This is a genomic window from Flagellatimonas centrodinii, assembly GCF_016918765.2.
Taxonomy (GTDB): Bacteria; Pseudomonadota; Gammaproteobacteria; order Nevskiales; family Nevskiaceae; genus Polycyclovorans; species Polycyclovorans centrodinii.
Genome location: NZ_CP092104.1, coordinates 100,182 through 115,751 on the forward strand (window position 1 = coordinate 100,182; position 15,570 = coordinate 115,751).

Here is a 15,570-nt window from a genome sequence, read left to right on the forward strand (position 1 = left end):
GGATGACGACCGCTAGGGTATCCAATCCGGGCGCTGGCGGCGCCGCTTCACGACGACAACAGCGCCTCGATGGCGTCAAGATCACCGCCATGGTTCTCGAGCAGGGCCACCAGCGTCCGCCCGACCGCCAGACCGGAACCGTTGAGCGTGTGCAGTAGCGCCGGTTTGCCGTTGTCGGGGCGATACCGGGCCAGCATGCGCCGCGCCTGGAAGTCTTCGAAGTTGGAGCAACTGCTGATCTCGCGATAGCGCTGCTGACTCGGCAGCCAGACCTCGATGTCATAGGTGCGGGCGGCGGCGAATCCCATGTCACCGGCACACAGCGCCATCACCCGATAGGGCAGGCCGAGCTTCTGCAGAATCGCCTCGGCATGCCCGGTGAGCGCTTCCAGCGCTGCCGCGGAATCCTCGGGTCTCACCGCCTGGACCAGCTCGACCTTCTCGAACTGGTGCTGGCGGATCATGCCGCGGGTGTCGCGACCGGCACTGCCGGCCTCGGACCGGAAGCACGGTGTGTGACAGACCCAACGGCGCGGCACTTCGGCGCTGTCAAGAATGACGTCGCGCAACAGGTTGGTGACCGGCACCTCGGCAGTGGGAATCAGGTACCAGTCATCGTCCCCTTCAAGGCGGAACAGGTCCTCCTTGAACTTCGGCAGCTGGCCGGTGCCCCGCAACGAAGCGGCGTTGACGATGTAGGGCACATAGAGCTCTTCGTAGCCATGCTCGCGGGTGTGAACGTCGAGCATGAACTGGGTGAGCTTGCGATGCAGCCGCGCCAGCTGGCCCCGCATGACAGTGAATCGCGCACCGGTCAGCTTGGCGGCGGCAGCGAAGTCCATCAGCCCCAGCCGCTCGCCGATATCGGCATGGTCTTCGGTCGCGGCCCCGACGGTGGGCGCCCCCCAGCGACGCAGCTCGACGTTGTCGTCTTCGTTGCGGCCATCGGGCACACCGTCCTGCGGCAGATTGGGCAGGCCCAGCGCCAGGGTCTCGAATTCGGCATTCACCGCGTCCAGCGCCGCAGCGTTGTCGCCGAGCTGGTGTTTCAACCGTTCCATGTCGGCCAGCACCGCCGAAACGTCGCCACCCTGGGCTTTCTGAATACCGATTTCCTTCGAGCGCCGGTTGCGCTCGGCCTGCAAGGCCTCGGTCTCCAGTTGCAGTTGCTTGCGACGGGCCTCCAGTGTCTCGAAGGCAGCGGCATCGAAGTCAAAGCCACGGCGGCCGAGCTGCTCGGCGATGCGCTGGGGCTCGGCACGCAGGCGTTTGGGGTCCAGCATGGGAAAGGCGTCCTGGTACGGCGAAAGAGCGCGGGATTATACCGACCCGCCCCGCCCACCCAGCGACAGCCCGAACGCGCAGGCGGCAAGGCACAACAGCAGGTGCAGGGCGACGTTGGCGAACGCGGCCGCCGGCTGCTCCCGCAGCAGCGCCAGGGTTTCGAGCGAAAATGCCGAGAAGGTGGTGAAGCCGCCGAGCAGGCCGGTCATCAGCCCGATCCGCAGCGGCTCGGGCCAGCCACGGGCAACGGCAAGCTGGGCGATCAGGCCGATGGCGAAGCTGCCGAGGACATTCACCGTCAAGGTCCACCAGGGCAGCGCACCGCCGACCCCGCGCATCGCCAGCGCGACGGCGAATCGCAGGCTGGCGCCAGCGGCACCCCCGAGCGCGACGGCAAACCACAGATTCATCGCCCGGCCCGCCGCGCGCGTAGCTGCGCCAGTTTCTCGGCGATGCGGATCTCCAGTCCCCGCGACACCGGCTGGTAGAACGTCTGGGGTGCCATGCCGTCGGGCCAGTAGGTCTGGGTCTGAGCATGACCGCCCTCGCTGTCCGGGTCGTACTGGTAGCCCTGACCGTAGCCCAGATCCTTCATCAGCCGGGTCGGCGCATTGCGCAGGTGCATCGGCACGTCCGCCGTGCCACCGTTCTGCACCGCCTGCCGTGCCGCCTTGTAGGCGGTATAGGCGGCGTTGCTCTTCGGCGCGCAGGCGAGGTAGACCACCACCTCGGCGATCGCCAGCTCCCCTTCGGGGCTGCCCTGGCGGTCGTAGGCCTCCCAGGCGGCAATGCACAGCGGCAGGGCCCGCGGATCGGCCAGCCCGATGTCTTCGCTGGCCATACGGGTGACCCGGCGGATCAGATAGCCGGGATCGCAGCCGCCATCCAGCATCCGTGCCAGCCAGTAGAGGGCGGCATCAGGATCGGAACCGCGCACGCTCTTGTGCAGCGCCGAGATCTGGTCATAGAACTGCTCGCCCTGCTTGTCGAAGCGCCGCAACCCGCGACCGATCAGCCGCTGCAGGCCGTCCTCGTCGAGCGCGACACCGGCGGACTGCCCGGCTACCACGGTCTCCAGCAGGATCAGTGCGCGCCGGCCATCACCGTCGGCCGCCTCGGCGATCTGCCGCAGCACCGTGTCGGGCAGCGCGCCGGGCGACTGCCCAAGGCCGCGCTCGGCATCCACCAGCGCCCGTCGCACCAGCCCTTCCAGCACCTCGACATCCAAGGCCTTCAGCACCATCACCCGCAGCCGTGACAACAGGGCGCTGTTGAGCTCGAACGAGGGGTTCTCGGTCGTGGCGCCGATCAGCGTCAACGCGCCACTTTCAACGAACGGAAGCAGCGCATCCTGCTGACTCTTGTTGAACCGATGAATCTCATCGATGAACAGCACCGTACGCTGCGGCAGGATTGCCTGTGCTTGCTCCACTGCCGCACGGATGTCCTTGACCCCGGCCAACACGGCCGAAAGCGTCAGGAAGCGGGCGTCGGTCACCGTCGACAACAAGCGTGCCAACGTGGTCTTGCCGACCCCCGGGGGGCCCCAGAACACCAGCGACGGCAGGTGGCCGGAGGCGATCAGGGCCGCCAGCGGCGCCCCTGGCGCCAGCAAGTGGTCCTGGCCGGTGACCTCGTCCAGCGTACGCGGGCGCATCCGTTCCGCCAGCGGCTGCGCCGCCGCCGCCGGCACGGTCTCGAACAGCGTCGCCGGTGACCGTGTCGGTGCAGAAGGCGCCGTCATCGCGGTCATCCGGCCGTGGTCACTGGATGTCGACCACGTCGACGCCGGCAGGCACGTCGAAACGGAATGCCTTGCCGGTCAGCGCCGGATTCAGGGTGACCTGCTCGAAACGGATTTCGGTGATTCCCCCCAGCGCATCGGCAAACACCATCCGCACCGGCGTCTGCGCCTGCATCCACAGGTCGATCCGCGAGAACTCACCGTCGTCGGTTTTCGGCGTCAGTCGCCAGCCGTCCTGCCCGCCTTCGGACGGCAGTGGCGCGATCTCAAAGGTGGTGGTCAGCGCCTGCCGGTCGGCCAGCAGTGCCGCCGGGGTGCCTTGCAGGGCCTGTTCGGCCGGTCGCCGGGTGACCTGGGCAAGATCAGGGTCATAAGTCCACAGGTTGACCCCGTCGGCGACGATGGTCTGGGCGTAAGGTTCAGTGTAGTCCCAGCGAAAGCGTCCCGGCCGCTGCAGTACAAAACGGCCGGCACTTTCGGCGAGCAAAACGCCGTCAACGTCACGCTGCACCTGGACGAAATCGGCCTGCAGGCCTTCGAGCGCCTGCCAGCGGGCGTCCAGTGTCGCGGCGTGGACCGGGCTCAGCAACAGCGCCAGCAAGGATAGAAAAACGATGCGCAAACACACGGGCAGGCTCCGGAACACTGGGGCCACCAGTGTCGACGGCGGCGACTGAATGCGGCCTGAGCGACGCCTCATTCACGCCCTCCCGGCACCAGAATCTCACGGTTACCGCCCGGCCCGCTGGGGCCGACGACGCCGGCGGATTCCATCTGCTCGACGATGCGCGCGGCCCGGTTGTAGCCAATCTTGAGCCGCCGCTGCACCCACGAGACGCTGGCCTTGCGGGTTTCGATCACCACCGCCACGGCGGCGTCGTACATCGGGTCGGCCTCGGCATCCGCATCGCCGCCTTCGGCCGGGCCGGCAGGTTCCTCGGCACAGATGTCCTCGATGTACTGCGGCTCAGCCACCTGCTTGAGATAGGCCACCACCTTGTGCACTTCATGGTCGTCGACGAAGGCGCCGTGAACCCGATCCAGCCGCGAGGCCCCGATGGGGCGGAACAGGCCGTCCCCGTGGCCCAGCAGAGTATCGGCCCCCATGTCGTCGAGGATGGTGCGGGAGTCGACCCGCGAGGCCACCTGAAAGGCCAGACGAGAGGGGATGTTGGCCTTGATCAGGCCGGTAATGACGTCAACGCTGGGTCGCTGCGTGGCCACAATCAGGTGGACCCCGGCCGCACGCGCCTTTTGCGCGAGGCGGGCGATCAGTTCCTCCACCTTCTTGCCGACCACCATCATCATGTCGGCCAACTCGTCGATGACGATGACGATATGCGGCATGGTTTCCAGCGGCGCACCCGCCTGCGCCTCGCCCTCGTCGAACAGGTCTCCGGGCGGTGCCTTGCGAATCGGGTCCTCGATCGGCTCGCCGGCCGCTGCGGCTTCCTCCACCTTGCGGTTGAGACCGGCCAGGTTGCGCACGCCGAGCGCCGACATCAGGCGGTAGCGACGCTCCATCTCGGCGACACACCAACGCAAGGCATTGGCCGCGTCCTTCATGTCGGTGACCACCGGCGTCAGCAGGTGGGGGATGCCGTCATAGACCGAAAGCTCGAGCATCTTCGGGTCGATGAAGATGAAACGCAGTTCCTGATGCCGCGCCCGGTACAGCAGCGACAGGATCATGGTGTTGATCGCCACTGATTTCCCGGAGCCGGTGGTGCCGGCCACCAGCAGGTGCGGCATTTTGCCGAGGTCGAAAACCAGCGGACGCCCGGCGATGTCCTTACCCATGGCGATGGTCAGACCGGAGCTGGCGTTGCGATAGGCCGCCGAATCGAGAATCTCCCGAAGGAACACCATTTCTCGCTTCTGGTTGGGAATCTCCAGCCCGATCACCGACTTGCCTTCGACCACTTCCAGCACCCGAACACTGGCCACGGACAGCGAGCGCGCGAGATCGCGTGACAGGTTGGTGATCTGCGAGCCCTTGACGCCGGCGGCCGGCTGCAGCTCGAAGCGAGTGATCACCGGGCCCGGGGTGGCATCGACCACCTCCGCCTTGATACCGAAGCTCGCCAGGTGTCGCTCGACATCGCGGGCCAGCGACTCCAGCTCCTCAGCGGTGTACCGCTGGCCGGTGAAGCGCGGCGCATCGAGCAGGGTCAGTGGTGGCAGCGGATCGCCATCGAAAACCGGCACCTCGGCCGTGTTGTCGACCTTGCGGCGGCGACTGGCTGGACGGGCGGCCGGCGATGCCGCTGGCGCCGCCTCGGCCACCCAGTCCAGTTGCTGCTCCGGTGATTCGGCGAGCTTGGGTTCCTTGCGCGTCACTTTCCGAGCCGCCCGCGCCAACAGGCGCGGCGCCGGCGAAGGTGCGGCGGTGTCATCGCCGACAACGGCATCCACGGCCTCATTGCGGTCTTCGGCAGGCTGTCGCCAGGGCGGATCCAACAGCCAGCCGCCGATCCGCTCCAGCAGCAGCAGCCAGGAAAAGGTCATCGCCAACGGCGCCGCCACCACGGCCATGGTCAACAGGACCAGTGTCGCCCCGACCCCACCGAGCCCGCCGGCCAGCGCGCCCGACAGCGCTTGTCCGGTGATGCCGCCGCTGCCCTGGGGCGCCCAGCTGGCCGGCAGGCCAACATGCAGCGCGCACAGTCCGGAGATGCCGGCGGCCGCCACCAGGGCGCTGACCAAGCGGACCGGTACCGGCAACGCCACCGGCGCCGCTGGCGGATCCCCCCGGAGAATCCGGATTCCCAGCCAGAGCACCGCCCAGGGCAAGAGGTAGGCGGTAATACCCAGCATCGACAACAGGACATCGGCGAGCCAGGCGCCCAGCGGCCCGGCCAGATTGACCACCGCCCGCCCAGTCCCCGAGGACGACCAGCCGGGGTCGTCAGGGCTGAAGCTGAGGAGGGTCATCAACAGGAACACCGCCAGCGCGGCACAGGCCAGCATGGCGGCTTCGCGCGGAAGGCGCTCCAGCCAACCGGGCCCACGTCGGGTGTCGACCGCCTGGGTCGCAGCCCCGCGGCGCCAGAATGTCTTGTGAAACCAGGCTTGCAACGCGGTCAAAACGGAAGAGTCCGGGGTCTTGATAGGTCTGGGTGACAGTGTATCAGCCGGGCGGCAGCGCCCCGGATGACCGGCGGTCTCCGCGCCAACTTGAAACTCCGGAAGAAACCTTCATATTGATCCCATGTCGAAAAGACATCCCAGCGCGGAGAACTGCTCATGAGTACAGAAGTGAGGCACTTCCTGATCACGTCGGATGGCGGCATCCGCGAATTCACCCCCGAGCAGGCGGCGAAAGTCGCCGCCGGATCGAGCCGGCTACCCGAACTGGCCGACCGGCGGGTGCGCTATCTGCAGCTCACCGTCGACGACACCGAGGTCGGCGAGATCCGGGTCCAGACCGCGGGCGCCAGTGTCGCCTTCGATGCCGAAGGGCGCGTCAGTGATGCTGGCCCACCGGCCGATGAAGAAACGATCACGCGGTTCGAGCACGACGCGGTGGTGCAGTGGGCCCTCAGGGACGTGCCGGCGGTAGCGCCAACCTTTCACTGAACCCGTCTGGGCCTGCTAGCACTCATGCGGTCGCCGCGTTGCAGGCTATTGTCTTGCCAGGCAAGGCGCGACTGAGGAAATTCTAGTGTCCCGCGGCCGCTTCCGACACCTGTCCGCCATTGCCGAGCTTGATGCCGAAGCCTGGGACAGGCTGTTCAATACCGACTATCCGTTCGTCCGGCATGCCTTCCTCGATGCCCTCGAGCAAAGCGGGAGCGTCGGGCCAGAGACCGGCTGGACGCCCTGTCACCTTCTGCTGGAGGCCGATGACGGCGCCTTGCTGGCCGCCTGCCCGCTCTATCTGAAGGCGCACTCCTACGGCGAGTTCGTCTTCGATTTCAGCTGGGCCCAGGCCAGTGAGCGGTTAGGGCGTCCCTACTACCCGCGTCTGGTGGTGGCGGTTCCGTTCACCCCCAGCAGCGGCCCCCGCTGGGCGGCGGTTGACGCGGATGCGGAAGCCCGGCTGCTCCGGCAGCTGTCGACGCTGGCCGCCGACGGTGATCTGTCCTCCACCCATGTGCTGTTCCCACCGGAGGTGGCCAGCGGGCCGCTACGCGAGCACGGCGCCCTACTGCGCCACGACGTGCAGTATCACTGGCACAACCCCGGGTACGCTGACTTCGACGACTTCCTCGGACAATTGAGTGCCGACAAACGCAAAAAGCTGCGCCGCGAGCGACGCCGCATGCCGGAGGCGGGCATCCACTATCACCGCAGCCCGGCCGCGACCCTGAGCGGACGTGACTGGGACCACCTCTATCGTCTGTACGCCAGCACTTACGCCATGCGGGGCCAGCACCCTTACCTTCAGCGTGCCTTCTTTGAACACTACGCCGCGAGCAAGGACTGCCCGCTGTGGGTATTGCAGGGACGGCTCGACGGCCAGACCGTGATGATGGCGCTGTTCTTGCAGTCCGGGGACTGTCTCTACGGGCGGCACTGGGGCAGCATGATTGAACTCAACGGCGCGCACTTTGAAACCTGCTACTACCAGGGCATCGACTGGTGCATTGAGCAGCGACTGCGGCGCTTTGATGCGGGCACCCAGGGGGAACACAAGTCCGCGCGCGGCTTCACCCCGGTAATCACCCACTCGGCCCACTGGCTCACGCATCCCCGTCTGCGCGAAGCGGTGGCTGACTATCTGGCCCGCGAGCGCCCGGCCGTGGCGGCGCATGCCGAGGCTTTGCGGCACCATGGGGCCTATCGACAGGCGCCTGCACCCGATGGATAACCCGATCCGCCTCCATTGGCTGGACCCACGCGACCCGCGCCAGCCCTTTCCGCCCGCGCATCTGGCCATGCGCGAGCCCAACGGGCTGCTGGCGATCGGCGGCGACCTCTCAACCCCCCGCCTCCTCAACGCTTATGCACAGGGCATCTTCCCCTGGTACAACGCTGATGAGCCAATTCTCTGGTGGTGTCCCGATCCGCGGGCGGTGTTGCCTCCGGAGCAGTTGCACGTCAGCCGCTCGCTGGCGCGTCGCATTCGCCGCCGGGACGTCGAGATTCGTTTCGACAGCGCCTTTGATGCGGTACTGGCCGGTTGTGCCGCGCCGCGTCAGGGCACTCGCGGCACCTGGCTCGGGGCCGACATGCAGCGCGCCTATCGTCAGCTATTCGCCGAAGGACATGCGCATTGCATCGAGGTCTGGCGCGATGACCGGCTGATCGGGGGTCTCTACGGGGTGGCGATCGGGCAGATGTTTTACGGCGAGTCGATGTTCTCGGCGGAAACCGACGCGTCCAAGCTGGCGCTCTACTGGCTGTGCCTGCACCTGCGTGCCTGGGGCTACGTGCTGCTCGACTGCCAGGTGTACTCCCCGCACCTGGGAAGCCTGGGGGCGGTCGAACTGCCCCGGGACCTCTTTCTTGAGCGGGCGCGCCCGGCCGCGCAGCGTGCGGGTCACCCCGGGCGCTGGAAGTTCGATCCCACGGTGGCCGAATGAACGACCGCGTCCATCTCTTCCTCAGCCCCGAGCATCCCTGTGGCTACCTGCAGGGCCGCGTGGCCCGCAACGCCTATATCGACCCTGCGCTACCGCTGACCACCACCCGGTACGGCTGGCTACTGGAACAGGGATTCCGCCGCAGCGGCGTACACGTCTATCGCCCGCACTGCATGGGCTGTACGCGCTGTATCCCTGCTCGAATCCCGGTGGCCGACTTCATCCCCAATCGCAGCCAGCGGCGATGTCAGGTCCGCAATGAGTCGTTGCAGGTGAAGGTGGCGCCGGGCCTGACCGATGAGCACTTCGCCCTCTATCGCCGATATCTGGCCACCCGCCACGCCGACGGCGGTATGGAACCTGACAACCGCGAGGCCTTCGAACAGTTCCTGCAATGCGCGTGGGGGGAGGTGCAGTTCTGGGAGTTTCGCGCCGAAACCCGGCTCGTTGCGGTGGCGGTGGTGGACCGTCTGCCGCTGGCGCTGTCGGCGGTGTACACCTTTTATGATCCGGCCGAGACCCGCCGCAGTCTGGGGACGCAGGCCGTCCTGCAGCAGATCGAGGTGGCACGACAGGCCGAACTGCCACACGTCTATCTTGGCTACTGGGTGCCCGGCAGCCGCAAGATGGAGTACAAGCGGGACTACCAGCCACTGGAGGTCTTCAGCGGCGGTCAATGGCGCCGATTCGAGCCGGATTGAGCCGGCCTCGCGACATTTCGCCACGGTCACGTTGATCGGGGGCGCCCATGCGCGGATAATGCGCGCTCACTTTTTGAGCCGGTTTGCTGGCGCCCTCCGCGCCGGCAGCGATTCACTGCAGGAACGAATGTCGAAAGAAGATCATATTGAAATGGCCGGTGTGGTCATGGACACGCTCCCCAACACCACCTTCCGGGTGAAGCTGGAGAACGGCCACATCGTCACCGCCCACATTTCCGGCAAGATGCGCAAGCACTACATCCGCATCCTGACCGGGGACAAGGTCACCGTTCAGCTAACGCCCTACGATCTCACCAAGGGTCGCATTACCTTCCGCGACAAGTGAGCACTGAGGCGTAAGCGGCCCTCGCCGCGCCTCACGGCGCCGCCGCTGGCGCTAGACCAGTTCCGGTGATTGCGCCCGCTCGCGCGACTCGATCTCGAACTGCAACTGGTCGTCGTCTACCGTGACGGTCACCCGTCCGCCGTGGGCCAGCTTGCCAAACAGCAGTTCCTCGGCCAACGGCCGCTTCAGGTGCTCCTGGATGATGCGTGCCATCGGGCGCGCGCCCATCCTTGCGTCATATCCCCGCTCCGCCAGCCAGGCGCGTGCCTCCTCGTCGATATCGAGTTGGACGTTCTTGGCGCCCAGCTGGGCCTCGAGCTGCATCAGGAACTTGTCGACCACCCGCAGCACCTCGCGGGCACCCAGCGGTGCGAACGCGACGATGGCGTCGAGGCGATTGCGGAACTCGGGGGTGAACTGCTTGCGGATCACCTCCAGCGCATCTGGCATGTTGTCCTGCTCGATCAATCCCATCGACCGCCGCGCCGCTTCTTCCGCGCCGGCATTGGTCGTCATCACCAGGATGATGTTGCGGAAGTCGGCCTTGCGTCCGTTGTTGTCGGTCAAGGTGCCATGGTCCATGACCTGCAACAGCAGGTTGAAGACATCAGGATGGGCTTTCTCGATCTCGTCCAGCAGCACCACCGCGTGCGGCTGCTTGATCACCGCGTCGGTGAGCAGGCCACCCTGGTCGAAGCCGACATAGCCTGGAGGCGCCCCGATCAGACGGCTCACCGTATGGCGCTCCATGTACTCGCTCATGTCGAACCGGATCAGCTCGATGCCGAGACACTGCGCCAGCTGCCGGGTAATTTCGGTCTTGCCGACACCGGTGGGACCCGCCAACAGGAAGTTGCCGATGGGTTTGTCCGGGTTACCAAGGCCGGAGCGCGACAGCTTGATGCTGGCTGCCAGCTGTTCCACCGCCGGATCCTGCCCGAAGATCACCAGCTTGAGATCCCGCTCCAGTGTCGCCAGCTTGTCGCGGTCGTTGGTCGAGACACTCTTCGGCGGGATGCGTGCGATCTTGGCGACCGTCTCCTCGATATCGCGCACCTGAACCGTCTTGCGTCGACGCGATTCCGGCAACAGGCGCAGTCGCGCTGCGGCCTCATCGATGATGTCGATCGCCTTGTCGGGCAGTTGCCGGTCGGTGATGTGACGCGCCGACAGTTCCACCGCCGAGCGCAGGGCGCTGCGGGTGTACTGCACTGCGTGGTGCTCTTCGAACCGGGACTTCAACCCCTCGAGGATCTTCACGGTGTCCTCGACGCTGGGTTCGTTGACGTCGATTTTCTGGAATCGTCGGGCAAGCGCACGATCCTTCTCGAAAATACCCCGGTATTCCTGATAGGTGGTCGAGCCGATGCAACGCAACTCACCGGACGACAGCAGCGGCTTCAGCAGATTGGAGGCATCCATGACGCCGCCGGAGGCGCTGCCGGCACCGATGATCATGTGAATCTCGTCGATGAAGACGATGGCGCCGGGCTGTTCGCGCAATTCGTTCATCACCGCCTTGAATCGCTTCTCGAAATCGCCGCGGTACTTGGTCCCGGCGATGAGCGCGCCGAGGTCAAGGCTGTAGACGATGCTGCCTTCGAGCAACTCCGGCACCCGGCCTTCCACCACCAGCCAGGCCAGACCTTCGGCGATGGCGGTCTTGCCGACGCCCGCCTCCCCCACCAGCAGCGGGTTGTTCTTGCGGCGACGGCAGAGGGTCTGCATGACACGCTCGACCTCAAGGTCGCGACCGATCAGCGGGTCAATCCGCCCTTCCGCCGCCCGCTGGTTGAGGTTGACCGCGTACTGCTCCAGCGCCGACCGTGATTCGCCGCGGTCGTCACCGCCTTCGGGACGGTCGTCCGGCGCCTCCGGCGCCTTTTCCGGTGCGGCCCCGTTGCGGGCAATACCGTGGGCGACGAAATTGACGATATCGAGGCGGGAAATACCCTGCTCACCCAGCAGATACACCGCATGGGTGTCCTTTTCGGCGAACATGGCTACCAGCACGTTGAGGGTGCTGACCTGCTTCTTGCCCGACGCCTGCACGTGGTAGATCGCCCGCTGCAGTACCCGCTGGAACGACAGGGTCGGCTGCACTTCATGGCGCTCCAGCTCACCGACCCGCTGCAGGTTGGTGCTGATGTAGTCGCGCAGCTCGCGTTCCAGTCGCTCCAGGTCGCAACCGGCAGCGGTGAGGGCTTCGGAGACGTTGGCGTCTGACAGCAGCGCGAGCAGCAAGTGCTCCACCGTCAGCAGGTCATGGCCTTCCATGCGTGCCGCGACAAATGCGGCGTCCAGTGCTTTTTGCAGATCGTCGGACAACATCACACTTCCTCCATGATCGTCAGCAACGGATGCTGGTGTTTGCGGGCAAACGCGTTGACCTGTGCCGTCTTGGTTTCGGCAATTTCCAGCGGGTAGATCCCCGCCACGCCACGACCCTGGGTATGCACATGCAACATGATCTGCACCGCCTTTTCGCGCGAGTGGTGAAAGAACTGCTGCAAGACCTGGACCACGAACTCCATCGGCGTGTAGTCGTCGTTCATCACCACCACTTTAAACTGCGGCGGCTTTTTCAGGCGCGGCTTGGCCTCTTCGACGGCAAGCCCGCCGGAGGGGTCGTCAGGCCGGATGGAATCTCGATTGCTCATGACCTCAATATTAGCGCGGCGCCCGCAAATGCAATGGCGTCTCATCCCTTGATGAGCAAATGACAGGCCGGCGACGGCCGGCGGCCGACCGGCGGCGTCAAACGCGGGCTATTTGGTGTCAAAGTCGAACACGCCATCCCACCCTGGCCCGGGCGGGTGAGCCTGCAAATGAGCAATGCGCGTACGGAACACCCGATAGACCGCGCAGCTGGGCGACTGTTCCGCCAGGGCTGCAAACTCGGCATCGGCGCGCGCCCACTCCTGGCCGCGGTAGAGTGTCAATGCGCCACGATGTCGCGCCAACTCAGTGCGCAGCGTCGGCGCCAGGTCGGCCTTGGGCCCCATTGGCTCGTAGATCGCCACCGGTTGCGTCTTGCCTTTGACCCGCACTTGGTCGATTTCGCGATAGGCCCAGTCGGCCGGGGCCGCGGTACGCGCGGTCTCCGAGACCAGCATCGACACGCCATAGGCCTTGGTCAGGCCCTCGAGCCGCGACCCCAGGTTGACCGCATCGCCCATCACCGTATACGCCATCCTGAACGTTGACCCCATGTTGCCGACATTCATCCGGCCAGTGTTCACGCCGACGCCGATTTCGAGACGCGGCCAGCCGCGGGCGGCGAACTCCTGATCCAGCTCCCGCACCGCCTTCAACATCTGGCGGCCAGCTTCGATGGCATGGGCGGCATGCTCGCCGTCCGGCAACGGCGCGCCCCAAAACGCCATGACGGCATCCCCCATGTACTTGTCGATGGTGCCACGGTACTGCTGGATGACCGCGGTCTGTTGGGTCAGGAACCGGTTCATCAACTGGGCCAACTCACGCGCATCCAGTTGCTCGGAGACGGTCGTGAACCCGCGGACATCAGAGAAAAGGACCGTCATCTCGCGGCTTTCCCCCTCCATCGACAGCGCCTCCGGGTGCTCTGACAGCTCCTCGACCAGTTCCGGCGGCACATACTGGCCGAACAGGCGTGACATCTCGCGTTTGCCGCGCGATTCAATGAAATAGCCGTACAGCAACTGCACGAGGAACAACAGCAGGATGAAGCTGATGGGCACGCCCAGCGGCAGGACGAACTGCCCACCGGTCCAGAAGCCCCAGGCCAGCAGGCCGACGATCGCCAGCAGCCCCAGCCCCAACCCGGCGCCGGCCAGTGGCGCCAGACGCGTGAAGCTCCAGGTCACGATGAGCGCGATCAGGGTGAGCTGCACTACCTCGATCCCGCGGTAGTAGGGCGCGCGCTGGTGAATCCGACCATCCAGCATCCCCGACACCAGATTGGCGTGGACCTCGACCCCGGTGAATGCCTTGCCGACTGGCGTCACGCGCAAGTCCCGCAAGCCTGGCGCGCTGGTCCCGACGAGCGCGATCACGCCATCGAGAATGGCCGGGTCAGCGCGTCCGGCAATGACATCGGCGGCCGACACGTAGGGGAAACTGCCCTGTTCGCCCCGATAGGGCACCAGCGCGGCCACCTGCTCGTCAACCGGAATACGACGATCACCCACCAGCAGCGCCTCCAGATGCAGGCTGTCGCGGGCGTCGGGCGGGTCGAAGCGGAATCCCACCTCAGGCTGCCCCAGCGCCAGCCGCGCCACCGCCAGCCCAAGCGACGCGTAGACTGCTCCATCGAACCGCTGCAGCAAGGGCACTCGTCGGTAGACACCGTCGTCGTCCAGGGTGGGGTTGTCGAAGAATCCGCAGGTGGTCGCAGCCGTTTGCAACACGGGCAGGTTGGCCGAGTAGGCTTCAGCCCGCGGAAAGTCGACCGCGTACAACTGTGCCACCTCACGGGCCAGCACCGGCGCGCAGAGCTGCCCGACATCGTCGGCACCCCGCTGTTGTCGCGTGGGCGAGAAGTAGGTGCCCAGCACCACCGGGCGCCCCGACAGGGCATCGGCAAATCGACGGTCATGGTCGAAACGTCGGGTCAAGGCGTCGGTATCCCCCTGCCATCCGGGATCGGTCGCCACGGCTTCGACGATACGTCGCCCTGAGGTGGCATCCGGCTCGACGAAGGCGATGTCGAAGCCCAGCACGCCGACCTGATACCGGTCGAAGGCTTGGTCCACCAGCCTCGCAAGATGATCGCGCGGCCAGGGAAACTGGCCCAGCTCGGCCATTGAACGCTCGTCGATGTCGATGATGACCACTCGCGGGTCGACGGTGCCGGGCAAGCTCAACAACACCCGGGCGTCATAGGTGTACCGCTCGACGGTATCGAGCAGGCGTAGCGGCAACACCCGCCCGCTGTGCAGCACGAACAGCGTCAGCACGACCAGGCTGATCGCAAAACGAATCAGCGTGCGCTGTCTCATGGCACCCTCCCTCCCCCGGTTGACCCCTAGACTGGCAAATGCGGCCCGCCCCGGCAATTGGCGCCGCCGCGTCGCCATGAATGCCATGACACCGGGTTATCATCGCGCGATGACCTCCATGGCCCCCTTCCAGGCATTCTGGCTTCAGCACCGTGAGCGCGCCCAGCGGGTCGTGCCCGTCGGGCTGACACTGCTGCTGTCGTTGCTCATCGGCTTGCAGCTGGCGCGCCTTTTCTGGTGGGCGGTACCGCCCCCGGATGCCTGGCGCCCGGTACCGGCGCTGGCGGCCACAGCCCAGGGTGGCCCAACACCAATCGATGTGGCGGCGCTGGCAAACGCGCAGCTGTTCGGCGCCGCCAGCGTCGAGGCCCCCAGCGACGCCGCGCTGGCCGACGCCCCGGACACCAACCTCAATCTGACCCTGCTGGGCATTTTCGCTGGTGACGACGATGCCGACTCGCGTGCGCTGATCGGCACCGGCAACGGCGAGGAGCAACCGTTCTCGATTGGCGATGACGTCGTCCGTGGCGCCACGCTCAAGGCGATTTTCGCGGACCGGGTGGTGCTCTCCCGCAATGGGCGCAATGAAACCCTGCGGCTCGACAAGGACGCCCCCAATCGTGCCGTCAGCAGCAGCGCGCCGGCCAGCACCGCCCTCCCTGACAGGGTGGCCCTGCCGCAGTTGGCCAGCGTGCGCGAGCAAATCCTGCAGGACCCGACCCAGGCAGCCAATTATCTTCGGGTCCAACCCGCCGCCTCCGGCGGCACCATGCGGGGATACCGAATCTATCCGGGCCGTGACCGCTCGCTGTTCAATGCCGCCGGATTGCGCCCCGGCGATCTGGTGACCGGCATCAACGGCACCGAACTCAACGACGCCACCCGGGCGCTGCAGATGCTGACGGAACTCTCGACCGCCAGCCAGGTCAGCCTGACCATCGAACGCGGGGGCAATGCCCAGACCGTGAACATCTCCCTGAACTGA

General features: G+C 66.1%; 14 protein-coding genes. 6 read left to right on the forward strand and 8 right to left on the reverse strand.

Annotated elements, in window-relative coordinates; translation table 11 throughout:
- Nucleotides 1-47: 47 nt before the first annotated feature.
- The 5 genes from serS to JN531_RS00475 all read right to left on the reverse strand — a co-directional run bounded on the left by serS (nt 48) and on the right by JN531_RS00475 (nt 6,115).
- Nucleotides 48-1,283, reverse strand: a complete 1,236-nt coding sequence (serS, locus tag JN531_RS00455; RefSeq protein ID WP_228346893.1) for a serine--tRNA ligase — start codon at nt 1,281-1,283, stop codon at nt 48-50.
- A gap of 36 nt (nt 1,284-1,319) precedes the next feature.
- Nucleotides 1,320-1,694, reverse strand: coding sequence for a fluoride efflux transporter CrcB (gene crcB / locus JN531_RS00460; protein ID WP_228346894.1), 375 nt, complete (start codon nt 1,692-1,694; stop codon nt 1,320-1,322).
- Nucleotides 1,691-2,941, reverse strand: coding sequence for a replication-associated recombination protein A (locus JN531_RS00465; protein ID WP_228349958.1), 1,251 nt, complete (start codon nt 2,939-2,941; stop codon nt 1,691-1,693). The genes crcB and JN531_RS00465 overlap by 4 nt, the downstream gene beginning before the upstream one ends.
- Nucleotides 2,942-3,047: 106 nt before the next feature.
- Complete coding sequence (gene lolA / locus JN531_RS00470) at nt 3,048-3,656, reverse strand: outer membrane lipoprotein periplasmic chaperone LolA (RefSeq protein ID WP_228346895.1); 609 nt, start codon at nt 3,654-3,656, stop codon at nt 3,048-3,050.
- A gap of 68 nt (nt 3,657-3,724) precedes the next feature.
- Nucleotides 3,725-6,115 (reverse strand): DNA translocase FtsK, encoded by a 2,391-nt coding sequence (locus JN531_RS00475; protein WP_275591467.1) that lies wholly within the window; start codon nt 6,113-6,115, stop codon nt 3,725-3,727.
- 159 nt (nt 6,116-6,274) lie between these two features.
- Here JN531_RS00475 and JN531_RS00485 point away from each other — a divergent pair, with 159 nt between their 5' ends.
- The 5 genes from JN531_RS00485 (at nt 6,275) to infA (ending at nt 9,603) form a co-directional block, all read left to right on the forward strand.
- Nucleotides 6,275-6,607 (forward strand): hypothetical protein, encoded by a 333-nt coding sequence (locus JN531_RS00485; RefSeq protein WP_228346896.1) that lies wholly within the window; start codon nt 6,275-6,277, stop codon nt 6,605-6,607.
- A gap of 85 nt (nt 6,608-6,692) precedes the next feature.
- Nucleotides 6,693-7,841, forward strand: a complete 1,149-nt coding sequence (locus JN531_RS00490; protein WP_228346897.1) for a GNAT family N-acetyltransferase — start codon at nt 6,693-6,695, stop codon at nt 7,839-7,841.
- A complete protein-coding gene (gene aat / locus JN531_RS00495; RefSeq protein WP_228346898.1) occupies nt 7,834-8,556 on the forward strand; it encodes a leucyl/phenylalanyl-tRNA--protein transferase in 723 nt (240 codons plus the stop codon). The genes JN531_RS00490 and aat overlap by 8 nt, the downstream gene beginning before the upstream one ends.
- A complete protein-coding gene (locus JN531_RS00500) occupies nt 8,553-9,257 on the forward strand; it encodes an arginyltransferase (RefSeq protein WP_228346899.1) in 705 nt (234 codons plus the stop codon). Before aat ends, JN531_RS00500 begins: the two co-directional genes overlap by 4 nt.
- Nucleotides 9,258-9,384: 127 nt before the next feature.
- On the forward strand, nt 9,385-9,603 hold the full coding sequence (gene infA, locus JN531_RS00505; protein WP_228346900.1) for a translation initiation factor IF-1: 219 nt from the start codon (nt 9,385-9,387) through the stop codon (nt 9,601-9,603).
- 51 nt (nt 9,604-9,654) lie between these two features.
- On the opposite strand, the gene clpA is transcribed toward infA, so the two are convergent.
- From clpA to JN531_RS00520, 3 genes are all read right to left on the reverse strand, one after another.
- Entirely contained in the window at nt 9,655-11,934 is a 2,280-nt protein-coding gene (gene clpA, locus JN531_RS00510) for an ATP-dependent Clp protease ATP-binding subunit ClpA (protein WP_228346901.1), read from the reverse strand.
- On the reverse strand, nt 11,934-12,263 hold the full coding sequence (clpS, locus tag JN531_RS00515) for an ATP-dependent Clp protease adapter ClpS (RefSeq protein WP_228346902.1): 330 nt from the start codon (nt 12,261-12,263) through the stop codon (nt 11,934-11,936). The genes clpA and clpS overlap by 1 nt, the downstream gene beginning before the upstream one ends.
- 108 nt (nt 12,264-12,371) lie before the next feature.
- Complete coding sequence (locus JN531_RS00520) at nt 12,372-14,585, reverse strand: CHASE2 domain-containing protein (RefSeq protein ID WP_228346903.1); 2,214 nt, start codon at nt 14,583-14,585, stop codon at nt 12,372-12,374.
- Nucleotides 14,586-14,703: 118 nt separating this feature from the next.
- Between JN531_RS00520 and gspC the strand changes: the two genes are divergently transcribed.
- Nucleotides 14,704-15,570 carry a type II secretion system protein GspC gene (gene gspC, locus JN531_RS00525; protein ID WP_228346904.1) on the forward strand — a complete coding sequence of 289 codons (867 nt, stop codon included), beginning with the start codon at nt 14,704-14,706 and terminating at the stop codon, nt 15,568-15,570.